Annotated in this window: 18 protein-coding genes; 13 read left to right on the top strand and 5 right to left on the bottom strand. The window is 70.9% G+C overall.

Annotated elements, in window-relative coordinates; genetic code table 11:
• The first annotated feature begins 1 nt into the window (after window position 1).
• The 7 genes from BN6_RS06015 (at window position 2) to BN6_RS41610 (ending at window position 8,597) form a co-directional block, all read left to right on the top strand.
• Window positions 2-1,090, top strand: a complete 1,089-nt coding sequence (locus BN6_RS06015) for a DNA cytosine methyltransferase (protein WP_041312084.1) — start codon at window positions 2-4, stop codon at window positions 1,088-1,090.
• 60 nt (window positions 1,091-1,150) lie between these two features.
• Complete coding sequence (locus BN6_RS41615; RefSeq protein WP_015098661.1) at window positions 1,151-1,681, top strand: hypothetical protein; 531 nt, start codon at window positions 1,151-1,153, stop codon at window positions 1,679-1,681.
• Window positions 1,682-1,721: 40 nt separating this feature from the next.
• The gene (locus BN6_RS06005; protein WP_015098660.1) at window positions 1,722-1,994 is read left to right on the top strand and encodes a GlsB/YeaQ/YmgE family stress response membrane protein; all 273 of its coding nucleotides are present in this window, start codon (window positions 1,722-1,724) and stop codon (window positions 1,992-1,994) included.
• A 256-nt stretch (window positions 1,995-2,250) separates the two neighbouring features.
• Window positions 2,251-5,370 (top strand): DEAD/DEAH box helicase, encoded by a 3,120-nt coding sequence (locus BN6_RS06000; RefSeq protein ID WP_148302751.1) that lies wholly within the window; start codon window positions 2,251-2,253, stop codon window positions 5,368-5,370.
• Window positions 5,367-6,200: an SWIM zinc finger family protein gene (locus BN6_RS05995; protein ID WP_015098658.1), complete on the top strand. Its 834-nt coding sequence runs from the start codon at window positions 5,367-5,369 to the stop codon at window positions 6,198-6,200. Before BN6_RS06000 ends, BN6_RS05995 begins: the two co-directional genes overlap by 4 nt.
• 165 nt (window positions 6,201-6,365) lie before the next feature.
• Window positions 6,366-8,078, top strand: coding sequence for an acyl-CoA dehydrogenase (locus BN6_RS05990; protein ID WP_015098657.1), 1,713 nt, complete (start codon window positions 6,366-6,368; stop codon window positions 8,076-8,078).
• A 99-nt stretch (window positions 8,079-8,177) separates the two neighbouring features.
• A complete protein-coding gene (locus BN6_RS41610; RefSeq protein WP_015098656.1) occupies window positions 8,178-8,597 on the top strand; it encodes a nuclear transport factor 2 family protein in 420 nt (139 codons plus the stop codon).
• A 22-nt stretch (window positions 8,598-8,619) separates the two neighbouring features.
• Here the strand turns inward: BN6_RS41610 and cspE are convergent, their stop codons facing one another.
• Window positions 8,620-8,826 carry a transcription antiterminator/RNA stability regulator CspE gene (cspE, locus tag BN6_RS05980; RefSeq protein ID WP_015098655.1) on the bottom strand — a complete coding sequence of 69 codons (207 nt, stop codon included), beginning with the start codon at window positions 8,824-8,826 and terminating at the stop codon, window positions 8,620-8,622.
• 509 nt (window positions 8,827-9,335) lie between these two features.
• On the opposite strand from cspE, the gene BN6_RS05975 reads away from it, so the two are divergent.
• Window positions 9,336-10,055 carry a hypothetical protein gene (locus BN6_RS05975; protein ID WP_231905025.1) on the top strand — a complete coding sequence of 240 codons (720 nt, stop codon included), beginning with the start codon at window positions 9,336-9,338 and terminating at the stop codon, window positions 10,053-10,055.
• A gap of 3 nt (window positions 10,056-10,058) precedes the next feature.
• Here BN6_RS05975 and BN6_RS05970 read toward each other — a convergent pair whose 3' ends face one another.
• Window positions 10,059-10,475, bottom strand: coding sequence for a pyridoxamine 5'-phosphate oxidase family protein (locus BN6_RS05970; RefSeq protein WP_148302749.1), 417 nt, complete (start codon window positions 10,473-10,475; stop codon window positions 10,059-10,061).
• A 43-nt stretch (window positions 10,476-10,518) separates the two neighbouring features.
• A complete protein-coding gene (locus tag BN6_RS05965; protein ID WP_015098652.1) occupies window positions 10,519-11,175 on the bottom strand; it encodes a DUF899 domain-containing protein in 657 nt (218 codons plus the stop codon).
• A gap of 93 nt (window positions 11,176-11,268) precedes the next feature.
• On the opposite strand from BN6_RS05965, the gene BN6_RS05960 reads away from it, so the two are divergent.
• Window positions 11,269-11,751, top strand: a complete 483-nt coding sequence (locus tag BN6_RS05960; protein ID WP_041312081.1) for a winged helix-turn-helix transcriptional regulator — start codon at window positions 11,269-11,271, stop codon at window positions 11,749-11,751.
• Here BN6_RS05960 and BN6_RS05955 read toward each other — a convergent pair.
• Entirely contained in the window at window positions 11,748-12,860 is a 1,113-nt protein-coding gene (locus BN6_RS05955) for a sugar ABC transporter substrate-binding protein (RefSeq protein WP_015098650.1), read from the bottom strand. The genes BN6_RS05960 and BN6_RS05955 overlap by 4 nt on opposite strands.
• A gap of 310 nt (window positions 12,861-13,170) precedes the next feature.
• On the opposite strand from BN6_RS05955, the gene BN6_RS05950 reads away from it, so the two are divergent.
• Window positions 13,171-14,901: a S8 family serine peptidase gene (locus BN6_RS05950; RefSeq protein WP_015098649.1), complete on the top strand. Its 1,731-nt coding sequence runs from the start codon at window positions 13,171-13,173 to the stop codon at window positions 14,899-14,901.
• A gap of 577 nt (window positions 14,902-15,478) precedes the next feature.
• Here the strand turns inward: BN6_RS05950 and BN6_RS05945 are convergent.
• Window positions 15,479-18,544: a glycine--tRNA ligase gene (locus BN6_RS05945; protein ID WP_015098647.1), complete on the bottom strand. Its 3,066-nt coding sequence runs from the start codon at window positions 18,542-18,544 to the stop codon at window positions 15,479-15,481.
• Window positions 18,545-19,333: 789 nt separating this feature from the next.
• Between BN6_RS05945 and BN6_RS05940 the strand changes: the two genes are divergently transcribed.
• From BN6_RS05940 to BN6_RS05930, 3 genes are all read left to right on the top strand, one after another.
• The gene (locus BN6_RS05940) at window positions 19,334-20,764 is read left to right on the top strand and encodes an LCP family protein (protein WP_041312079.1); all 1,431 of its coding nucleotides are present in this window, start codon (window positions 19,334-19,336) and stop codon (window positions 20,762-20,764) included.
• Between the two features lie 145 nt (window positions 20,765-20,909).
• Window positions 20,910-21,536, top strand: coding sequence for a SanA/YdcF family protein (locus tag BN6_RS05935; RefSeq protein ID WP_231905008.1), 627 nt, complete (start codon window positions 20,910-20,912; stop codon window positions 21,534-21,536).
• Window positions 21,537-21,667: 131 nt separating this feature from the next.
• Window positions 21,668-22,150 (top strand): helix-turn-helix domain-containing protein, encoded by a 483-nt coding sequence (locus BN6_RS05930; protein ID WP_015098644.1) that lies wholly within the window; start codon window positions 21,668-21,670, stop codon window positions 22,148-22,150.
• Window positions 22,151-22,295: the final 145 nt, after the last annotated feature.

Genomic DNA, 22,295 nt, shown 5'->3' with positions numbered 1-22,295 from the left:
CATGATCGACCTGTTCGCCGGCTGCGGCGGCATGACCGCCGGGTTCGCCTCGGCTGGTGGCTACCGGCCGGTCATGGCGGTCGAGTGGGACCTGCGCGCGGCGGCGACGTACGCCGCGAACTTCGGCGAGGACCACATGCGCTGGTCCGACATCGCCGCGATCCCGGACGAGAGCATCCCCGAGGTCGACCTGATCGTCGGCGGACCGCCGTGCCAGGGCTTCTCGAACCTCGGCTCGCGCGACGTCAACGACCCGCGCAACTCACTGTGGCGCGAGTACCTGCGGTTCGTGCGCACCGCGCGGCCCAAGGTGTTCGTGATCGAGAACGTCGACCGGTTCCTGTCCTCCACCGAGTTCGCCCTGCTCCAGGCCGAGACCGAGGGCTATGAGCTGAGCTCGGGCATCCTGCTGGCGGCCGATTTCGGGGTGCCGCAACGCAGGCGGCGCGCGATCGTGATCGGCTCCCGGATCGGCCCGATCCCGCTGCCCGCGCCCACCCACCCGCGCGGTAGCTGGCACACCGTCCGCGACGTGCTCACCGGCCTGCCCGAACTCCCCACGACCACGGCGCTGCCGGACTCCACGGTCGAGTTCTTCGGCCAGACCATGCCCGGCCGCCACAAGAGCCCGGACCTGCACATCGGCCGCAACCCGACCCCGCTGTCCGTGCAGCGCTACCGGCACGTCCCGCCCGGCGGCGGGCGGTTCGACCTGCCGGACGAGCTGCTCCCCCGGTGCTGGCGGGAGAAGAAGACCGGCACCACGGACGTGATGGGCCGGATGCGCTGGGACGAGCCGTCGCTGACCATCCGCACCGAGTTCTACAAGCCCGAGAAGGGCCAGTACCTGCACCCGCAGTGGGAGCCCGGCGAGGACGGCCACCGCGTCGACCGGCCGATCACCCACCTGGAAGCCGCGCGCCTGCAGAGCTTCCCGGACGACTTCGAGTGGTGCGGCACGAAGATCGAGGTGGCCCGGCAGATCGGCAACGCCGTCCCGCCGTCGCTGGCCAGGGCCATCGCCACCCACCTCGAGCCGTACCTCACCGGTGCCGCGCCGACCACCTCGCAGTGTCCCCTCTGTCGCTGAAAACGGGCCGCTGACCAGCGCCAACGGAAATTGTCGTACCCCTGGTCTAACGTCATCCGCATGACGACAACCACGTATGAAACCGAAACCCGGATCGGCCCGACGACCTACCGCCTGCGGGCGTTCGCCGATCCCGATCTGTTCGTGGAGGTGTCCGGCACGGACACCTCCGGCCTGCTGGTGGCCGAGGGCAACCTCCGCCTGCCCGCCGGCGCGGGCAGTTCCGTGGGCAAGCTCCTCGGCCAGGTCCTCGACGCCCTGGGCAAACTCGGCGCGCCGCCGCCGAGAGGGGGCCGCCACCGCCCGGCGAACGCCAACCAACCCTGGACCGACGAGCTGGACGAAGACCTCCGCGACACCTGGCTGGCCGCCTCGCCGGGCGCACCCGCCGCCGACCTGATCCGCGCCATCGCCAAGCAGCAGGAACGCTCCCCCGCGTCCATCCGCTCCCGCCTCGCCAGGGTGGGCTGCGACCCGGACATAGCGGGCCGGCCCCTGAGTCCGGAGGCGGCGCACCTGCTGGGAGTTCAGGGTCGGGATCAGGGCGAGGTCAGGGCCACACCCGATTCGACGGGGGTGGTCGGCGGGTGATGCTCGTGGTGCAGACGTAGTTCGGCGGAGGGGACCTCACGTGGAAATCACCGGCATCATCTCGGCCCTGTTCATCGGCGTGATCATCGGCGGCCTGGGACGACTGGTCGTGCCGGGCAAGCAGAAGATCTCGCTGCTGCTGACGATCCTGGTCGGCATCGGGGCGGCCCTGGTCGGCACGTTCACCGCCACGGCGCTCGGTGTCGCCGACACGGACGGCGTCGACTGGATCGAGCTCGCCCTCCAGGTGGGTCTGGCAGGTGTCGGCGTGACGGCCCTGGCCGGCCGCGCCAAGGTCCGCCTGGACCACTGACCCCTCCTGAACACCGAGGCCCACCGGCCGGGTGGGCGCACGCCACACCAGCCACCGCCCACCCGGCCGCCACACCACCGACACACAACGCAGCAACGGCGGTGACGGAGACCCGCACGACGACAGGTCGACCCGCCTCCACTGGGCCGAGCCAATCGTCCAGTCCCGACAAGGACTGACGGTCGCGCTCGGGCCGAGGGAGAAGGTCCGACGGTCGCCGGGGCGGCCCACACCAGCACCACCTAGAGTCGTGCCGGTGTTGGTGCTGCACGGCCTCTGCGCGGCCGACGGTCGTCCGGCGCTGTGGGCGGAGGATTCGCTGCTGCCCGCACGCGTCGAAGGGCGGCTGCCGAAAACGGCCGTGGGTCACCCGTTCGCGGTCGACGGCACGACGCTGGCGGACCTGGTCGGGGGCGTTTCGGGCACTGTCGCGGTACGGCTGCCGTCGTACGCCTCGGGTCCGGTCGACTCGCCCGAGCTGGTGCGCGATCCGCTGGCCAAGCCGCCCTCGCGGCGGGGTGTGCCGCGGTGGCGGAGTTGGCTGGTGCCGGTGGTGTGGCTGGACGGTGAGCTGCCGTCCGGGCTGCCGGACTGCCGGATGGGCGCGTCCGCGAAGTTCCTGGACGAGGTCGTGGAGTTCGCCCGGGACCTGGTCTCCAGGGGGCGCGTGCTGCCGGTGGTCGCCGACCCGGCGCGACCGACCGCTCCTCGCGAAGGCCGGTACGCGGTGGGGCGGTGGCGGGCGTCGCTGTCCGGCGTGGACTCGGTGCGCCACGCCGGCCTGCGTGCGGGGATGCCCCCGGCGTTCGGCGCGGCCGAAGGCGTCGGCGACGCACTCCGCGCGACCGTCGACTTCCTCGTGGACGGCGAGATCCGCCGCCGGCTCACCCCACCCACCTCGACCTCGACCTCGACCCGGAACAACACACCAGACCAGGAGGCGAACGGACACGACACGACAGCGATCCGCGACCGGACCGACCGGGGCACCACGGGCCGGTGGCTGGCCGCGTTGGCCGGGCGGGCCGAGTTCGAGGCCGACCCGACCGACGTCGACCTGCTGCGGGCGAAGGTCGCCGGGTGGGCGCAGGACGAGGCCCGGGGCAGCCAGGTCCGCGTCTGCTTCCGGCTGTCCTCGCCCGACCAGGGTGGCCCGGGGGACGACGGGTGGCGGCTGGAGTTCCTGCTCCAGGCCGTCGACGAGCCCAGTGCCCTGGTGCCCGCCTCCCGGGTGTGGCGGCGCGAGGACGCGGTGTTGCGGCGGTGGGTGGACCGGCCGCAGGAGGTGCTGCTCGGCGATCTCGGGCGGGCCGCCCGGCTCTACCCGGCGCTGGAGCACGCGCTCGCCGACCGCCGCCCGGTCGGGATGGACCTCGACGTCGACGGGGCGCACGAGTTCCTGACCCACGCGTCCCTGCTGACCCAGGCGGGTTTGGGTGTGCTGCTCCCCTCGTGGTGGCGGCAGCCGCGCCGGCTCGGGTTGACCTTGACCGCCGCCGGTCGGGGCGTCGCGGGCACGGTCGCGAAGGAGAGCGAGCTGGGGCTCAAGGTCCTGGTGGACTACCGCTGGGACCTGGCGCTGGGCGACGAGCGGTTGACCGAGGCCGAGCTGACGTCGCTGGCCAGGGCCAAGGCACCGCTGGTGCGGCTGCGCGGCCAGTGGGTGCACGTCGACCGGAAGCGGCTGGCGGAGGGGTTGGCGTTCCTGGCTCGCGGCGGCGGGCAGATGTCGGCCGCCCAGGTGCTGCTGCACTCCGGTCTCGGGCCGGAGGACGCGGACCTGCCGCTGCCGCTCAACGCGGTGCGGGGCGACGGGTGGCTGGGCGACCTGCTGTCCGGCGAGGTGGAGCACCGGCTGGAGCCCGTCGAGCCGCCGGCCGGGTTGACCGCGACGCTGCGGCCGTACCAGTTGCGCGGGCTGGCCTGGCTGGCGTTCCTGGACCGGCTCGGGTTGGGCGCGTGCCTGGCCGACGACATGGGCCTGGGCAAGACCGTCCAGCTCTTGGCGTTGGAGGCGCACAACCGGCAGCACGGCGCCCGGCCGCCGACGTTGCTGGTCTGCCCGATGTCCGTGGTGGGCAACTGGCAGCGGGAGGCGGCGCGGTTCACGCCGGGGCTGCGGGTCCGCGTGCACCACGGCGGCGAGCGGTCCGCGGCCGGGCTCGGGGTCGGGCACGACCTGGTGGTCACCACCTACGCCGTGGTCGCGCGGGACGTCGAGGCGCTGGCCGCGATCGAGTGGGACCGGGTGGTGCTGGACGAGGCCCAGAACATCAAGAACAGCGCCACGCGGCAGTCGCGCGCGGTGCGGGCGCTGCCCGCGCGGCACCGGGTCGCGTTGACCGGGACGCCGGTGGAGAACAGGCTGGCCGAACTCTGGTCGATCATGGACTTCGCCAATCCCGGCGTGCTCGGGACGGTGAACACGTTCCGCGCGCGGTTCGCCGTGCCCGTCGAACGCCACCGCGACGAGGACGCGGCCGTCCGACTGCGCCGGATCACCCGGCCGTTCGTGCTGCGCAGGCTCAAGACCGATCCCCTGATCATCACCGACCTGCCGGACAAGATCGAGGTCAAGCAGCTCTGCACGCTCACCGCCGAGCAGGCGACGCTCTACCAGGCGGTGCTGGACGACATGTTCGCGCGGATCGCCGAGTCCGAGGGCATCAAGCGCAAGGGCCTGGTGCTGGCGACGATGTCCCGGCTCAAGCAGGTGTGCAACCACCCGGCCCAGCTGCTCGGCGACGGCTCGCGGGTCGCGGGCCGGTCGGGCAAGATCGCGCGGCTGGAGGAGATCCTGGAGGAAGCGCTGGCCGACGGGGACAAGGCGCTGTGCTTCACCCAGTTCACCGAGTTCGGCGCGCTGGTCGTGCCGCACCTGGCCGCGCGGTTCGACACGGAGGTCCTGTTCCTGCACGGCGGCACGTCGAAGGGCGCGCGGGACGAGATGGTGCGCCGCTTCCAGTCCGAGGGCGGGCCGTCGATCTTCGTGCTGTCGCTGAAGGCCGGCGGCACCGGGCTGAACCTGACCGCCGCGAACCACGTCATCCACCTGGACCGCTGGTGGAACCCGGCGGTCGAGGACCAGGCGACCGACCGGGCGTTCCGGATCGGGCAGCGCAACCACGTGCAGGTGCGCAAGTTCGTCTGCGTCGGCACGGTGGAGGAGCGGATCGACCGGATGATCGAGGAGAAGCGCGGGCTCGCGCAGCTCGTGGTCGGCGCGGGCGAGGACTGGCTGACCGGGATGTCGACCGGGGAGCTGCGGGACCTGTTCGCCCTGTCCGGCAACGCCGTCGGCGACGACCGGATCGAGCAGGACGGCGAACCGGCCGGCCGGGACCGGGCGAGCGGGCCACGAGGAGGCGGGTCGTGAGCGACTGGCACGGCGAACGTCCGCCGGCGGGCCGGCACCCGGCGGCGCGGCCGATCCGGGTCGAGGGCGGGCTGACGTTGCGCAGCAAGCGCGGCGACGTCGCCCGGACGTGGTGGTCGCGGCGGTTCGTCGAGGTGCTGGAGTCGTTCGGCATGGGCGGCCGGCTGGACCGCGGGCGGGCCTACGCGCGGACCGGGCAGGTGATGAGCCTGTCGCTGTCGACCAGCCTGGTCGTGGCGCTGGTGATGGGGTCGCGGCCGGAGCCGTACCGGGCACGGATCGGGGTGCGGAAGTTCTCCGACGAGGACTGGCGGCGGATCGAGCACGTGCTGGCCGACCGGGCGGTGTTCGCGGCGAAGCTGCTGGCGGGCGAGATGCCGCCGGAGATCGAGGACGTGTTCGCCGGGCTCGGGCTGACGCTGTTCCCGCAGTCGCCGCGCGAGCTGTCGATGGACTGCACGTGCCCGGACTGGGAGGTGCCGTGCAAGCACCTCGCCGCGACCTGCTATCTGCTGGCCGAGTCGTTCGACACCGACCCGTTCGAGATCCTGGCGTGGCGCGGCAGGTCCCGCGAGGACCTCCTCGACCGCCTGCGCGAACTGCGCGACCCGATGCCACCGCCCGAGGACCGCCCGGACGACACCCCGCCCGACCCGGAGGACGACCTGGCCGCGTTCTGGCTGCGCCCGAAGGCCCCTGCCGTGCCCGAGCCGGACGAACTCCCGACCCGTCGCCCGGACGCGATCCTGGACGAACTCCCCCCGCTGACCGTCAACGGCCGCTCGCTCACCGACGACCTCCGCCCGCTCTACCGCCGCTTCGCCACCTGACCCACGAACACCTGCTGCCCGGCTGCCCCACCCGTAGCGCCCCCATCCCTCTGCTACTCCCTCACGCCCACCTGCCGAAATCCCGGGACGCACCGCGCGTGTCCGGTCCCGGGCCGAATAAGTTACCGGCTGGTAGCGTGCGGGCGGGACGAAGGGAGAACGCCGGTGTTGTTCGATCCGCACGACTTCGAGGCCGCGCACCTCGACTTGGACCCCGAGAGCAGGCGGCTGCTGCGGGCCACCGTCGACTGGTTCGAGGAGCGCGGCAAGCGGCGGCTCATCGCGGACGACCAGTCCCGGGTCTGGTACGCCGAGTTCCTCGACTTCGTCGCCCGCGAGAAGCTGTTCGCCACCTTCTGCACCCCGCGCGCGGAGGCCGACGGCGCGCCCGACAAGCGCTGGGACGCCGCGCGCAACGCCGCGCTCAGCGAGATCCTCGGCTTCTACGGCCTCCAGTATTGGTACGCGTGGCAGGTCACCGTCCTGGGCCTGGGTCCGATCTGGATGAGCGACAACGCTGTCGCCCGCAAGCGGGCCGCCGAGCTGCTCGACGGTGGGGCAGTGTTCGCGTTCGGGCTGTCGGAGAAGGAGCACGGGGCGGACGTCTACTCGACCGACATGCTCCTCACCCCCACCGCGACGGGGTTCAGCGCGTCCGGCGGCAAGTACTACATCGGCAACGGCAACGTCGCCGGCATGGTGTCCGTGTTCGGCAGGCGGGCCGACGTCGACGGGCCGGACGGCTACGTCTTCTTCGCCGTCGACAGTCGGCACCCGAACTTCCGGCTGGTCAAGAACGTCGTCGACTCGCAGATGTTCGTCAGCGAGTTCCGGCTGGAGGACTACCCGCTGACCGCCGACGACATCCTGCACACCGGCCAGGACGCGTTCAGCGCCGCGCTGAACACCGTGAACGTCGGCAAGTTCAACCTGTGCACAGCATCCGTCGGCATCAGCGAGCACGCCATGTACGAGGCGATCACGCACGCCCACAACCGGGTCCTGTACGGCAAGCGGGTGACCGACTTCCCGCACGTCCGGCAGAACTTCGTGGACGCCTACGCCCGGCTGGTCGCCATGAAGCTGTTCTCCGACCGGGCCGTGGACTACTTCCGCACCGCGTCCCCGGACGACCGCCGCTACCTGCTGTTCAACCCCGTCACCAAGATGAAGGTCACCAGCGAGGGTGAGCGGGTGATCGACCTGCTGTGGGACGTGATCGCGGCCAAGGGGTTCGAGAAGGACACCTACTTCGCGATGGCCGGCCGGGACATCGGCGCGCTGCCCAAGCTGGAGGGCACGGTGCACGTCAACCTGGCCCTGGTGCTCAAGTTCATGCCCGCCTACCTGTTCTCCCCCACCGAGTACCCCGAGGTCCCGACCCGCCACGACGCGGCCGACGACGACTTCTGCTGGCGGCAGGGCCCGGCGCGCGGGCTCGGCAAGATCACCTTCCACGACTGGGAGGGGCCTTACCGCGACCACGCGCACGTCCCCAACGTGGCCCGTTTCCACGAGCAGGCGCAGGCGATGCGCACCCTTCTCAGCACCGCCGGCCCCGACCAGGAGCAGCAGGGGGACCTGGACTTCCTGCTCGCCGTCGGCCACCTGTTCACCCTGGTGGTCTACGGCCAGCTGATCCTGGAGCAGGCCGCGCTGACCGGGCTCGACGGGGACGTCCTGGACCAGGTCTTCGACGTGCTGGTCCGCGACTTCGCCGGCTACGCGGTGGCGCTGCACGGCAAGGCGTCGTCCACCGAGGCGCAGCAGGAGTGGGCGTTGGGCCAGGTCCGCAAGCCGGTGGTGGACCGCGGCCGGTTCGACCGCGTGTGGGCGCAGGTCGCCGCGCTGTCCGGCAGGTACGAGATGAACCCCTGACCCGACGACCGGTCACGGCGGCACCCGTCCACCGGGTGCCGTCTTGACTGGTGGGCCGGGCCGGTGTTTGGTCGGGCACCGGGCGAGGGAGGGGGACGCATGACCGCGTCCAAGTCACTGCGGGCGCTGCGCGAGGCGATCGTGCTGGAGCTCCTGGAGTCGGAGAACGAGCACGAGTTCGCGGCGGCCGTGGCGGCGTTCGACCACCCGCGCTGCGAGGTCGTGGCGACCGGCGAGGTGTTCGAGGGGCCGGCGGCCCTGGCCGGGTACTACGCGCGGGTCCACGCCGCGTGGCCGGACCGGTGCTGTCGCGTGGTGGAGTTGCACCACGCCGACGCCGCGGTGATCGTGGAGCTGGCGTTCGACGGCACGGATCGGCGGTCGACAGCGTCCTTCGTGTTCGACGGGGCCAGGCTGGTCGGCCAGCGGCTCTGCGGCGACCCGCACGCGCCCGCCCGTGAACAAGAAAACGAGCCGCCACACCCGTCACCGGGAGTGGCGGCTCGGATCTCCGAGTGAACTAGCGAACTCGGATGTTAGGTCAGAGCGGTCGGACCGCCTGTGCCTGCGGGCCCTTCTGGCCCTGGCCGATTTCGAACTCCACCCGCTGGTTCTCTTCCAGGGTGCGGTAGCCGTTGCTCTGGATCTCCGAGTAGTGCACGAACACGTCGGCGCCACCGTTGTCCGGGGAGATGAAGCCGAAGCCCTTCTCCGCGTTGAACCACTTGACGGTGCCCTGAACTGCCATCTTGCTACTTCTCCTCTAACAGGTGCCGGATCGCGCTTGCGACCACCGGGTCAGCTAGGGCGACGGTCCTTCCTGGAGGAAAGTTCGGCGCCCGCAACTCCGTTCCGCGAGCGTGGTGGAACACGAACACAGAAAGGTACGACCGAAGACAGTCAACCATGACAGGCGGCCGGCAGTCGAGCGGTAGAACGCGGCGAGTCGCACCACTACCTAGCGCTACAAACCGGTAACCTATAGTCATACCCGCCGCGACCAGCGACGACGCGCACCCCCGCTCCGAACTCCGCGAAAACCGCTGATCGGAACTCCCCTCGCAGGTCCAGACGTTGCCCGAGGTCAAGCCCGCATCCACCGAACGCACGGTCGGACGGCTGGAGCGCGCACCGGACAGACCGCAAGAAACGGCCCGGAGCCCCTCTACGGGAACCCGCTGTGGACCGTTGGCTCCAGAGCTGCTACGGGTGGCCAATAGCCGGCGCGGAGCAGCCTCCTCGCGTGAAGATGGAGTGGTGTCGACGCTCCACCTGCCCCAGTCCCGGCTGCTGTTCTTCCTACTCGGCCTGGTCCTCACCTTCGTCCTGATCAGGATCAGCGTGCGGCTCATCCGCGCGAAGGTGCGCTGGTGGCCGGGCAACATCAAGCCGGGCGGCACGCACATCCACCACGTGGTGTTCGGCACGGTCTTCATGCTGCTCGGCGGAGTGCTCGGGTTGGCCGCCCCGGACGACGAACACGGGCTGCGGGTGTCCGCAGCGGCGTTGCTCGGCATCGGTGCGGCCCTGGTGCTCGACGAGTTCGCGCTGATACTGCACCTGCGCGACGTCTACTGGTCCAAGGACGGCCGGCTGTCCGTCGACGCGGTGTTCCTGGCCATCGGCCTGACCGGCCTGCTCCTGCTCGGCGCGCGCCCGCTGGGCTACGACGAGCTGTACGACGAGGGCGTCGGCCTGCGCCTGGTGGTGATCATGATCAACCTGGCCTTCGCGATAGTGGCCCTGCTCAAGGGCAAGGTGTGGACGGGCCTGCTGGGCCTGCTGGTGCCCGTCCTGCCCGAGATCGGCGCCCTGCGCCTGGCCCGGCCGGGCTCACCGTGGGCCCGCTGGCGCTACACCGAAGGCTCCCGCAAGCTCCGCCGCGCCTACCGCCGTGAGGCGAAGATCAGGCAGCCCCTGATCCGCGCCAAGATCCGCTTCCAGGAGTTCATCTCCGGCAGGCACGACGACGACTAGCCCCTACAGACCCATCTCCAACCACCGCTCCGGACGAGCGGTGAATAGCACAAACGTTCCCGTAGGCGCGTCAAGCTCAGCGGCCGCGAACGCACGGGCGTCAGTCGCCGGCATGTACCGCCCCGCGATCGCCACGACCTGGTCCACCGACGGAGCACGGTCCGTGCGGACCACCGCGCACTCCGCCGTCACGGTGCGCAACGCCCCTTCGGTCTGCTGCACGCACAGACTCACCTGCTTGGCACGCGCGATGAGCCGCGTCTTGCGCGCCTTACGCCCCTGTGTGCCGGTGAAGAACGTCACGAGCCCGTCCACGTATGCGTAGAACACGGGCACCGTCAGAGGCGGACGCCCGTCATCCGACGCCACCCCCAACACCCCCACCCACGGCCGCCCGAAGAACTCGTCCCGCACGCCCACCGCCGACCCCACACCCACAACGCGCTCCCCCGCCACGACTTGCTCAGCTCTCGTACTCGTCGCGGATGCGCAGCCACTGCATGGTGGGCGTCTGCGGCCGGCCCTCCGGCGAGTCCTCCCACTCCTCCTGCCTCCCGAACGGCGTCAGGTCCAGCAGGTTGAAGTCGAGTCGCAGCCGGTCGACGCCGCGCGCGGACGTGTAGTAGGTGTGGAAGACCTCGTCGCCGTCGCGCAGGAACACGCTCATCCGGAACCCGCCGGACAGCCGGATCTCCTCGTAGAACGAGGGGTCGGCGGAGTACCACGGCACGGTGTACCCGAGCCGCGCCTGCACCGCGTCGATCTCCTTGCGCGACGCGCGCGACATCAGCACCAGCCGGGTGTCACGGTGGTTCAGGTGGACCTGGTCCGCGATGTTGTCGGTGAACGACGTGCAGCCCTCGCACAGCCAGTCCTGACCCGGCTCCAGCATGTGGTGGTAGACGACGAGCTGGTGCAGGCCGTCGAACACGTCCAGCAGCCCCACCTCGGCCCCGTCCGGCGCGACGAACCGGTGGTCGGTCGACAGCCGGACCATCGGCAGCCGACGGCGCTCGGCGGCCAGCGCCTCCAAGGCCCGGGTCTGCGCCTTCTCCTTGACGAGCAGGTCGTCCAAGGCGGCCTGCCACTCCTCCACCGACACCACGTTCGGGCGGTTCACGTCCACGCACCTCCGCTTGCGGCTTCAAGTTCCCTGAGGGAACCATAACAGCATCGGTTCCCTCAGGGAACCCAGTCGCGTAGACTTCTCCCCGTGCAGCGGACGGACTTCGGCGGGATGGCGTGCTCGATCGCACGCACGATGGACGTGATCGGCGAACCGTGGTCGCCGCTGATCCTGCGGAACGTGTACGTGGGCATCAACCGGTTCGACCAGATCCAGCAGCAGCTCGGCATCTCGCGCAAGGTGCTGGCCGAACGCCTGCGGTGGCTGGTCGAGTCCGAGGTGCTGGAACGCCGCGAGTACGCCGCCAACCGCCACGAGTACGCACTGACCGAACGCGGCCGCGAACTGGTCGGCGTCCTGATGGTCATGGTCAGCTGGGGCGACAAGTGGCTGGCCGGCGACGCGGGCCCGCCCGTGCTCTACCGCCATCACACGTGCGGCGAGATCACCCACGTCACCTTGACGTGCTCAGGCTGCGGCACCCCCATGAGCGCCGACGACATCGACGTACTACCAGGCCCCGGCTCCCAGCAACCGCCCCATACCGCCGCCACCCCTGGCCGACGCTAGTTGACGAGGATCCCGAGGTCCTCGCACTCCGCCGCGACTTCCCCCGCACACAGGTCCGCCGACTTCACAACGCTCTGCGCGACCAGACCCCGCACCTTGTCCCGGGTGATCAGGTCCGCGCCGAGCAGCACCGACTTCACGTCCCGGCGCGAGACCAGGTCACGGGTGTTGCCGGTGGCCAGGTCGTCCGCGCCGCTGATGTCGCCGCGGGCCACCGCGATCGCCAACCGCGCCGCCGCCTCCGCCTCGTCCCGGATCGGCTTGTAGATCGTCATGCACTGGTCGCCGAGCAGGACCGCGCGCAGGCCGTCCACCGTCGCGTCCTGCCCGGTCACCGGCACCCGGCCGGCCAGCCCCTTGGTCTTGAGCACCTCGATCACCGCGCCGGCCAGGGCGTCGTTGGCGGCGATCACGCCGTCCACCCGGCCCGCGTTGCCGTTGAGGATCTGCTCGAACACGCCCTTGCCGGCCACCGGGTCCCACTTGTCGATGGGCTGGCTCTTGACCAGCTTCAGCGCGCCGGACTCGTACTTGGGGCCGAGCTTGCGGCGCTGGCCGTCCGCGAACAGGGTGGCGTTGTTGTCCGTCGGCGCGCCCTGGATCTCGATGATCTGCGCGCCCGGCCGGTTGCCCAGGCACTGCAACAGGCCGTCGGCCTGGAGTTCGCCGACGTTCAGGTTGTCGAAGGAAACGTAGTAGTCGGCCATCCCGCCGAGGGTGATCCGGTCGTAGTTGATCACCGGGATGCCCGCCGCCTTGGCCTTGCGCTCGACGGTCGCGCCGCCCTCGGTGCTCAGCGGCGTGGTCATCAGCACCTTCACGCCGCGCTGGATCATCGCGTCGGCGATGCTCGCGAACTTCGCCTCGTCGCCCTCGGCGTTCTCGATCATCGGCTCGATGCCCGCGAAGTTGAGCGACGCGGTCAGCAGCGGCCGGTCCTGCTCCTCCCAGCGCGAGGACGACTCGCGGTCCGGCAGGATCACGCCGACCACCGGGCGTGCGCCGGAGGTCTCGGTCGGCGGGGGTGCGAGCGGATCAGCCTTGCTCCCGCACGAAGCCACGAGCATGACGAGCACAGCGCAGGACGCCGCTCCGCGTAGTCTTCGCATTCGCCAACCCCTAGCACGGGCCGCCCGCCCGCTGACCGCCGAAATTCGGATTGTGCGGATTTCATCCCCCGGACCACGGCTTCGTCAAGACGTAGCAACGACGGAGCGCCGAATGGTCCGCACCAATGGGCTTGTTGACCTTTAGGGAACATCGAACCTGCTGGCAGCCCCGTTACCAAAGGGCCGACAAGTCACGCTGCGCGCACATTCGGCTACGTTCCCGACTGACGACGAAAGGCGTCTAACGATGTGAGGTTTTCTGTGCCAGGGTGTCGCCCGACCCAACCCTGACCGGGTGTGAGGAGACAGCGTGAGAACACGCAGAATCGTTCCGTCGGCGCTGGTGGTGGCGACCACCGCGGCCCTCTTGGCGAGCGGCGCCCAGCCCGCCGCCGGGCAAGGCGAGAGCGCCGACTTCACCGTCGTCGTCGAAGAGGGCGCGAACGCGGCCGCGGCCCGAGCCGCCATCACGGCCGCGGGTGGCCGGATCACCGGTGAGAACACCGCTGTGGGCACCCTCACCGTGAAGGCTCCCGCCGCCGGCTTCGTGCAGCGCGTCTCCGCCTCCGACGCGGTGCTCGGCGCGGCCGCGGTGCGGCCGATCGGCGAAGCACCCAAGGCCGGCACCGGCCCCGGCAACCGCGAGTGGAAGGTCGTCGAGCGCGAGCACGTCGGCGCGACCACGACCACGACCCGCAAGGCACCCACCTCCCCCGCGGCCGGCCTGGACCCCCTGGACGACAGCCTCTGGGGCCTGAAGATGGTCCGCTCCGACCTCGCCCGCAGCCGGCAGTCCGGTGACAAGCGGGTCCACGTCGGCATCCTGGACACCGGCGTCGACGGCACCCACCCGGACATCGCGCCGAACTTCAACCGCGAGCTCTCCCGGAACTTCACCATCGACATCCCCACCGACGAGACCGGCGCCGTGGTCGACGGCCCGTGCGAGTTCCGCGGCTGCGTCGACCCCGCGGACCACGACGACAACGGCCACGGCACGCACGTCGCGGGCACCATCGGCGCGGCGGCGAACGGCTTCGGCGTCTCCGGCGTGGCCCCGAACGTCTCGCTGGTGAACATCCGCGGCGCGCAGGACTCGGGCTTCTTCTTCCTCCAGCCGGTCCTGGACGCCATCACCTACGGCGCGGACGTCGGCCTCGACGTGATCAACATGTCGTTCTACATCGACCCGTGGTACATGAACTGCATCGACAACCCCGCCGACAGCCCCCAGGCGAAGATCGAGCAGCGCGCCACCATCACCGCGGTCCAGCGGGCCCTCAACTACGCCCACCGCAAGGGCGTGACGCTCATCGCGGCCGGCGGCAACAACCACGAGGACCTCGGCAACCCGCGCAACGACGCCGCCAGCCCCAACTACCCGGCGGGTTCGGCGTACGACCGCAAGATCGACAACAAGACGTGCATCCACCTCCCGACCGAGGGCGACCACGTCATCTCGATCTCCGCGCTCGGCCCGTCGAGCCTGAAGGCCGACTACTCGAACTACGGCACCGAGCAGACCGACCTCGCGGCCCCCGGCGGCTACTTCCGCGACGGCTTCGGCACCCCCTGGTACCGGGCGAACGAGAACCTGATCCGCTCGACGTACCCGCGCAACGTCGCACTGGCCGACGGGAACATCGACGAAGCGGGCAACATCACCCCGAAGGGCGAAGCCGCCGGAGTGGTGAAGTACTGCCAGGGCACGACCTGCGGCTACTACGAGTTCCTCCAGGGCACGTCCATGGCGGCCCCGCACGCGGCGGGCGTCGCGGCCCTGGTCGTCAGCCAGTACGGCAAGAAGGACAAGGCGCACCCCGGCACCCTGACCCTCCCGCCGGACAAGGTGGAGAAGGTCCTGATCAAGACCGCCACCCCACGCGCCTGCCCGGTCCCCCGCACGGTGTCGTACGAGAACGTCGGCCGCTCGGCCGAGTTCACGGCGACGTGCACGGGCGACACGAAGTTCAACGGCTTCTACGGCCACGGCATCGTGGACGCCTACGGAGCAGTCACCCGAGGCGGCAACTTCCTCTAACCACAACACGCCCCGCCCAACCGGCGGGGCATCAACCAAACACACACCACCCGTGCGCGCAGCGCACAACCCACCTACCGCGTCGTGTCATCCCCGTATGGCCCGCGCGCCAGCGAACCGCGCTTGACCAGGGACTGCAAGCACGCTTTTCGCTTGCAGTCCCTGGTCAAGGGTGGTTGTCTCCGACCGGGCCATACGGGGATGACACGACGCCCACCGCACCACCGCCGTCATCCTTGGCGGCTCGCCCGTCCGGCGAGGACGCTTTTCGCTTTGCCCTCAACCCGCCGCCGCCCCCACCGCACGCCGCCACGTCTTCACCGCGCGCCAGCACGCCTCTCAGCACGCCTTGCCACGCCTTGCCATGCGTCCCCGCGCCCTCACCGCGCCCTCACCGCGCCCTCACCGCGCGCCGCCGCACCGCACCGCCGCGCTCTCTCACCGCGCTCCGGCGCGGCCTCCGGCCCCCGACACCATTATCCCAGCGCCTACCGACATTCCGGCGCACAAGAGCTGAGACCTTCCTCAGCTCAGCGCTGCGCTGAAGGGGGCCACCCGCACGGTGACCCCCTCGATGTCAGCTCAGTGCGGTTCCCAGCGCTTCCCAGTCCAGCACAGGTGCGGCCAAATCCCGGATCGTGGCCAGCAGGCCCAGTCGGGCGGCTTTTACCGCCGGGTCGTCGGCCATCACCAACACGTCGTCGAAGAACGTGTTGACCGCGCCGCTCAATCCGCCGACTCCGGCCACGAACGCCGCCACGCCGGTGACGCCGGCCGGTACCTCGCTCACAGCCTTGTGCAGGGCCAACTCCGCCGGCTCCACCAACACCGAGACGTCATAGCCGGCCTCCACCGTCGCCGGCACGATCCGGCGAACCCGCTGCAACGCGGCCACCAGCTCGGCGAAGCCGTCCGACCCGACCAGTTCCGTCAGCTCCGCCAACGCCTGGTCCGCCGACGCCGGTGCGTCCGCCAACGGCAGGACGGCCTGGACGAACCGGTGGTCGTGGCCCGCGTCCAACAACTGCTGCTCGTACCGCCGAACCGCGAACTCCCTCGCCGTCTCCAGCGCCGCAGCGGAAACCTCCACCGCAGAAACACCTTCCCCTGAAACGCCACCGCCGCCAACACCACCGCCGGCAACGCCCTCCGCAGCCAACGCCAAAGCGCGCGACAAGGTGATCTCGCGCAACTCCGGGAACGCCCGGAGCACGCTCACCGCGCCGAGTGCGGCCCGTCGCAGCCCGAACGGGTCCGAGCTGCCGGTCGGGTTGGCGCCGATCCCGAACAGGCCCGCCAGCAGGTCGAACCGGTCGGCCAGCGACAGCAACGCCCCGGCCTTCGACGCCGGCAGCGCGTCACCCGCCGAGCGCGGCAGCTCCATCTCGTACAGCGCCTGCGCGACCTCGGGCGTCTCGCCCGCGCGCACCGCGTACTCCCGCGCCATCACGCCGGCCAGGCTGGACAGCTCGACCACCATCTGCGACCCGAGGTCGAACTTGGCGAGTTCGCCGGCCCGCTCCAACGTCGGGTCTTGGCCGCCGACCTCCGCCGCGAGCCGCTGCGCCAGCGACGCGATCCGCCGCGCCCGGTCCGCCATGGACCCCAGCTTGTCGGCGAACGTCAGCTTCTCCAGCCCGGCCTTCATGTCCGCCAGCGGCGTCCGCAGGTCGGCCCGCCAGAAGAACGCCGCGTCCTCGTACCGGGCCCGCAGCACGGCTTCGTTGCCCGCGCGCACGACGTCGACGTCCACATCGCCGTTCGCCACGGCGACGAAGTGCGGCAGCAACGCCCCGTCGGCGTCGCGCACCGGCAGGTACCGCTGGTGCTTGCGCATCACAGTGGTCAGGATCTGCGGCGGCAGGTCCAGGTACTTGGCGTCGAACGCCCCGAGGATCGGCGTGGGCCGCTCGACCAGGTTCGTCACCTCGTCCAGGACGCCGTCGAAGTCGACGACGCCGACCCCGGCGACCAACCGGTCCGCCCCGGCCACGATCTCGGACCGCCGGACGTCGGCCGAGAGCACGATCCCGTGCGCGGCAAGGAACTCCGGGTAACCGTCCGATTTGGACACCGGAACCGTGGGCGACTCGGCGGTGCGGTGCACCCGCGTGGTGGTCCCGGCGGCCAGCGACGACACCGCGACCGGCACGGGCACGGTCCCCAGCAGCGCGAGCAGCCAGCGGATCGGTCGGGTGAACGACAGCTTCGGGTCGTTCCACCGCATGTTCTTCTCAGCCCGCAGCTCCGCCACCACAGAGGCGAGCAGCGGGCCGAGCACCTCGACCGCGCCACCGCCGACGACGGTCTTCACCACGGCGACGTGCTCGACGCCGTTCTCGACCACGCGTCCCAGCTCCGACACGTCGACGCCCTGGCCGCGGGCGAACCCGGCAGCAGCCTTCGTCGGCTCGCCCGAAGCGTCGAACGCCGCGGACACGCGCGGTCCGCGCATGGTCTTCTCGGCATCCGGCTCCCGCGGCGCGACGTCGGCCACCAGCACGACGATCCGTCGCGGCGTCCCGTACGCCTCGACGGCCCCGTGCTCCAGGCGGGTGCCGGCGAGCTTCTCGGTCACGGCGGTCCGCACCGCTTCGACGGTCCGGGTCACCTCGGCCGGCGGCAGTTCTTCCGTCCCGATCTCGAACAGCAACGTCGCCGGCGCGGCCGCTTCATCCCCTGCCTCGGACCCGGTCCCCGCCTTGGACCCAGCGCCAGCCTCGAACCCGGCGGAAGACCCGGCGACGGCGGAAGACCCCGCGACGGCGGGAGCCAGCGGCGGGACGATGCCGAGCGGGTGGCCCAACTCCTCGCGTCGCGCGGCCCACAGCGCCGCGACCTCGCGCGCCAGCCCCCGCATCCGGGCGAACGCGCGGGCGCGCTCGGTGGTGCTGATCGCACCGCGGGCGTCGAGCACGTTGAACGTGTGCGAGCACTTCAGCACCAGGTTGTGCGCGGGCACCGGCAGGCGCTCGTCCAGCATCCGCCGGGCCTCGCCGGCGTACTCCTCGAACAGCCGCTTGTTGGCCTCGACGTCGGCGTCGTCGAGGTAGTAGCGGGACATCTCGTACTCGGCCTGGCCGAACGCCTCGCCGTAGGAGATGCCGGGCGCGTAGGCGATGTCCTTGAAGTGGTCCACGCCCTGCAACGCCATCATGATGCGTTCGATGCCGTAGGTGATCTCCACCGACACCGGGTCCAGCGACATGCCGCCGGCCTGCTGGAAGTAGGTGAACTGGGTGATCTCCAGCCCGTCCAGCCACACCTCCCAGCCCAGACCCCACGCGCCGAGCGCCGGCGAGGCCCAGTTGTCCTCGACGAACCGCACGTCGTGCGCGCGCACGTCGATGCCCAGCGCTTCGAGGCTGCCCAGGTAGAGCTCCTGCGGGTCGCCCGGGTCGGGCTTGAGGATCACCTGGAACTGCGTGTGCGTCTGCAACCGGTTGGGGTTCTCGCCGTACCGGGCGTCGTCGGGGCGGACGCTCGGCTCCACGTAGGCGACCCGCCACGGTTCGGGGCCGAGCACCCTCAGCACGGTGGCCGGGTTCAGCGTGCCGGCACCGACCTCGGTGTTGTACGGCTGCACGACGATGCAGCCCCGTTCGGTCCAGTACCTGGTCAGCGCGAGCAGCGCGTCCTGCATGGTGAGCACGGGGGGAGAGTCTACGAACGGGGCGTCACCCGGTTCACAATCGGGCTACTTCGCTGGTCACCGTTCGTCAAGACCCGGTATCACCTCGTCACGAGAGGTAGCTGTGTCAGGCTTTGGGCAACCCCAGAGCAAGCCGGGACGTCCACCAGGGCACACCCCGGAACACAGGGAGGAGCACGAGTGGACAACCGGCCGCCGAGGCCAGGCGAACCCGACGGGTTCGGCAGGCGACCAGTTCCCCCTCGTCGGGACGAGCCGAGAGGCCGTTCCGGGCCGCCCCGCCCACGCCCTGACCTGCCCAGATCCGCGCCCAGGTCCGAACCTCCACGCGTCGAGCACCGCGACCCCGAACCGTGGTCCGGCGCCCGCCGCTCCGAATCCCGCCCGCCTGAACCGCGCCGCTCCGAGCCACGCAGCTCCGAGCCACGCAGCGCGGAACCTCGCCGCTCCGAGCCCCGCAGCTCTGAGTCGCGTGGGGAGGAACCGCGGCAGGGTGCACGGCGCGCGCCGCAGGACCCCGCCCGCACGCCACCGCGTCGCACCCCCGAGGCCGCGCGCTCCGAACGTGCGCCAAGCAGCCGGAGCACACCGAGCGGCCGCAACGCGTCGAGCAGCCGCAACGCGCCGAGCGCGCGGAGCACACCGAGCAGCCGGAGCGCGCCGACCGGACCGCCGAGCGGCCGGACCGGGCCCGGAGGACCGCCGCGCAGGCCGACGAACGGTCGGGGCGGGCCGACGCGTGGGCGTCCGGAGAAGTCCGGGTCGCTGGTCGGGCGGAGCGTGGTCGCGTTCTTCTCGGTGGCCGTGCTGTTGGGCACGGGTTACGCGTGGTCGAACTTCCACTCTTTGACGGAGAACCTGGCCACGACGGACGTGATCGGCGAGGACGGCGGCGAGCGCCCGGCGGACGGGTCGGTCGACATCCTGATGGTCGGCATGGACAGCCGCACCGACGCCAAGGGCAACCCGCTGCCGCAGCACGTCCTGGACGAGCTCCAGGCGGGTGACGAGACGGCGGGCGGCCTGAACACCGACACGCTGATCCTGATGCACATCCCGAACGACACCGGCAAGGCCGTCGCGGTGTCGTTCCCGCGCGACGCGTACGTGAAGATCGCCGGCGGCTACGGCAAGCACAAGATCAACTCGGCGTACGGGTACGCCAAGAACGACGCGGTGGCGAACCTCCAGAAGAAGGGCGTCACCGACCCCGCGCAGGTCGAGCAGGAGTCGAAGAAGGAAGGCGCCAAGAACCTCATCGCCACGATCGAGGGCCTGACCGGCGTCACCATCGACCGCTACGCGGAGATCAACCTCGTCGGGTTCTACGACATCACCAAGGCCGTGGGCGGCGTGGACGTGTGCCTGAACGAGGCCACCCAGGACGACTTCTCCGGGGCCGACTTCGCGGCCGGCCCGCAGAGCATCGAGGGCCGCGCGGCGCTCGCGTTCGTCCGCCAGCGGCACGGGCTGCTGCGCGGCGACCTGGACCGGATCGTCCGCCAGCAGGTGTTCATGGCGGGCCTGGCGAAGAAGATGCTCTCCGCCGGCACGCTGTCCGACCCGGGCAAGCTGCGCGCGCTGATCGACGCGCTGACCAAGTCGATCGTGCTGGACAAGAACTGGGACGTGCTGAAGTTCGCCAACCAGATGAAGGACCTGTCCGGCGGCAACATCCAGTTCGACACGATCCCGACCGGCAACCCCGAGCTGGACACGCCCGAGGACGGCCAGGCGATCGAGGTCAACGAGTCCGACGTCCGGAAGTTCTTCAAGAAGCTCAACGGCGACCCGAACGCGTCCGCGCCGACCAGCACCGCCGTGGACCCGGCGACGGTGACGGTCGAGGTGCGCAACGCCTCGGGCACGCCGGGGCTGGCCGGGCGGGTGCTCCAAGCGCTGGTCGCGAAGAAGTACGTGGACGGCGGCGCGGCCAACGGCGACCCGGCGGTGGCGTCGGCGGTGCGGTTCGGCAAGGGCAGCGAGGCCGGGGCGAACTCGGTGGCGGAGGCGCTGGGCGGCCTGACCACCGAGGAGGACGTGAACATCCCGGCCGGCCGGGTGCGGGTGATCGTGGGCAGCGACTACTCCGGTCCGGGCACGCAGAACCTGCTGGGCACGCCGCTGGTGGGCCTGGACGGGGCACGGCGGCAGCCGGCGGGCACGACCGAGCCGCCGATCACCGCTGACGGGGTGCGCTGCGTGAACTGACTTCACGTCGCGTCGGGGCTCGGCTGGGCTCTGGGCTGGGTCGGGATCGGAGCTGGGAACGGGGCTGGGCTGGGATCGGGGCTTGAATCGGGGCGGGGGACGAGTGGGGTTTGTGGAGAGGGTCCGCCGAATTAGGTGGCGGCGGGTGTTGTTGGTGGCGGTGTTGCTGGCGGCGGTCGGGTCGACGCCGTGGGTGTGGGTGCTGACGTCGTCCGCGGCGCACCGGTACACCGCGGAGGACGTGCCGCAAGCGCCGGTGGCGCTGGTGCTCGGCGCGGGGCTGCGGGACGGCCGGCCGACGCCGTTCCTGGCGGGCCGGCTCGACGTGGCGGCCGACCTGTACCGACGCGGGAAGGTCAAGGTCCTGCTGGTCAGCGGCGACAACAGCCGCCAGGACTACGACGAGCCGAGCGCGATGCGGGCGTACCTGGTCGGCCACGGCGTGCCCGATCGGGTGATCGTCGCGGACTACGCCGGGCTGGACACGTGGGACTCGTGCACGCGGGCACGGCGGATCTTCGGCGTCGAGCGGGCCACCGTGGTGACCCAGGAGTTCCACCTGCCGCGCGCGGTGGCGCTGTGCCGGGAGGCGGGTCTGGAGGCGTTCGGGGTGGGCCACGACACGTGGCAGTGGACGACCACGACCGCCTACGGCTACGCCCGGGAGGCGTTCGCGAGCGGCAAGGCGATGTGGGACAGCCTCGTCGTTCGGCGGGATCCGACGTTCCTCGGCCCCCTGGAAAGCGGTGTGACCAGGGCTCTTGAGTACTGAACAGCTACTGTGAGTACTTCTCGATTAGCCCGATCGGGTTATGTTTGGGTCGACTCGCGTAAGCGGACGCCTCGTCGCGCTTTCCATCTCCGTGGGGTCTGTCGGGCCCCCGCGAACATGGAGGATCGACGGTGCAGATCGACACAGCGGCATACCAACGCGTGCTCGGTGATGAGCTCCGTAGCCTTCGCAAGCAGCGTGGATGGACCCGCAAGGAGCTCAACCGCCGGCTGCAAAGCGAAATCTCGCTACAGACGCTGGCCACCTATGAACTCGGCACCCGTCAGTGCTCCGTGGTGAGACTCGTGGAGATCTGCGTCGCGCTCGGCGTGCCCGCGCACCAAGTGCTGGCCAGGGTGCACGACCGCGTGTTCGGCGACGCCCCCGCCGGGCACCTGTCGGTCGACCTGGCCGCGGTCGTGGCCGACACCCGACCGCAACTGCTCCCGCTGCGCCGCTGGGCGCAGGGCCGGCTGAACCAGCTCACGCCCGGACAGGCCGCCGAGGTGCACCTCGACCTGCCGGCCCTGGAGTACATGGCGCAACTGTGCCGGCTCAGCACCGTGGACCTGATCCGGATCCTGCGAGAACTCGACAAGAACCGACCTGGCTGAGGCCGGGCCCGGACCACTTCGAGGTCGAGGGGGAGCAAGACCCCGGGGCGAGGTAGAGCGGGGTAGGGCAGAGCGAGGCGAGGTAGGGCAGAGCGAGGCGGGCGGGATGGGGCACGGCGGGGTACCGGTAGCATCGGCGGCATCC

The organism is Saccharothrix espanaensis DSM 44229, from assembly GCF_000328705.1.
Taxonomy (GTDB): Bacteria; Actinomycetota; Actinomycetes; order Mycobacteriales; family Pseudonocardiaceae; genus Actinosynnema; species Actinosynnema espanaense.
This window is presented reverse-complemented; position numbering and strand designations above follow the sequence as displayed.

Coding starts and splice junctions, on each gene's coding strand:
- BN6_RS06015 (WP_041312084.1), top strand. CDS start 2: ATGATCGACCTGTTCGCCGGCTGCGGCGGCATGACCGCCGGGTTCGCC.
- BN6_RS41615 (WP_015098661.1), top strand. CDS start 1,151: ATGACGACAACCACGTATGAAACCGAAACCCGGATCGGCCCGACGACC.
- BN6_RS41610 (WP_015098656.1), top strand. CDS start 8,178: ATGACCGCGTCCAAGTCACTGCGGGCGCTGCGCGAGGCGATCGTGCTG.
- cspE (WP_015098655.1), bottom strand. CDS start 8,826: ATGGCAGTTCAGGGCACCGTCAAGTGGTTCAACGCGGAGAAGGGCTTC.
- BN6_RS05955 (WP_015098650.1), bottom strand. CDS start 12,860: ATGCGAAGACTACGCGGAGCGGCGTCCTGCGCTGTGCTCGTCATGCTC.
- BN6_RS05945 (WP_015098647.1), bottom strand. CDS start 18,544: ATGCAGGACGCGCTGCTCGCGCTGACCAGGTACTGGACCGAACGGGGC.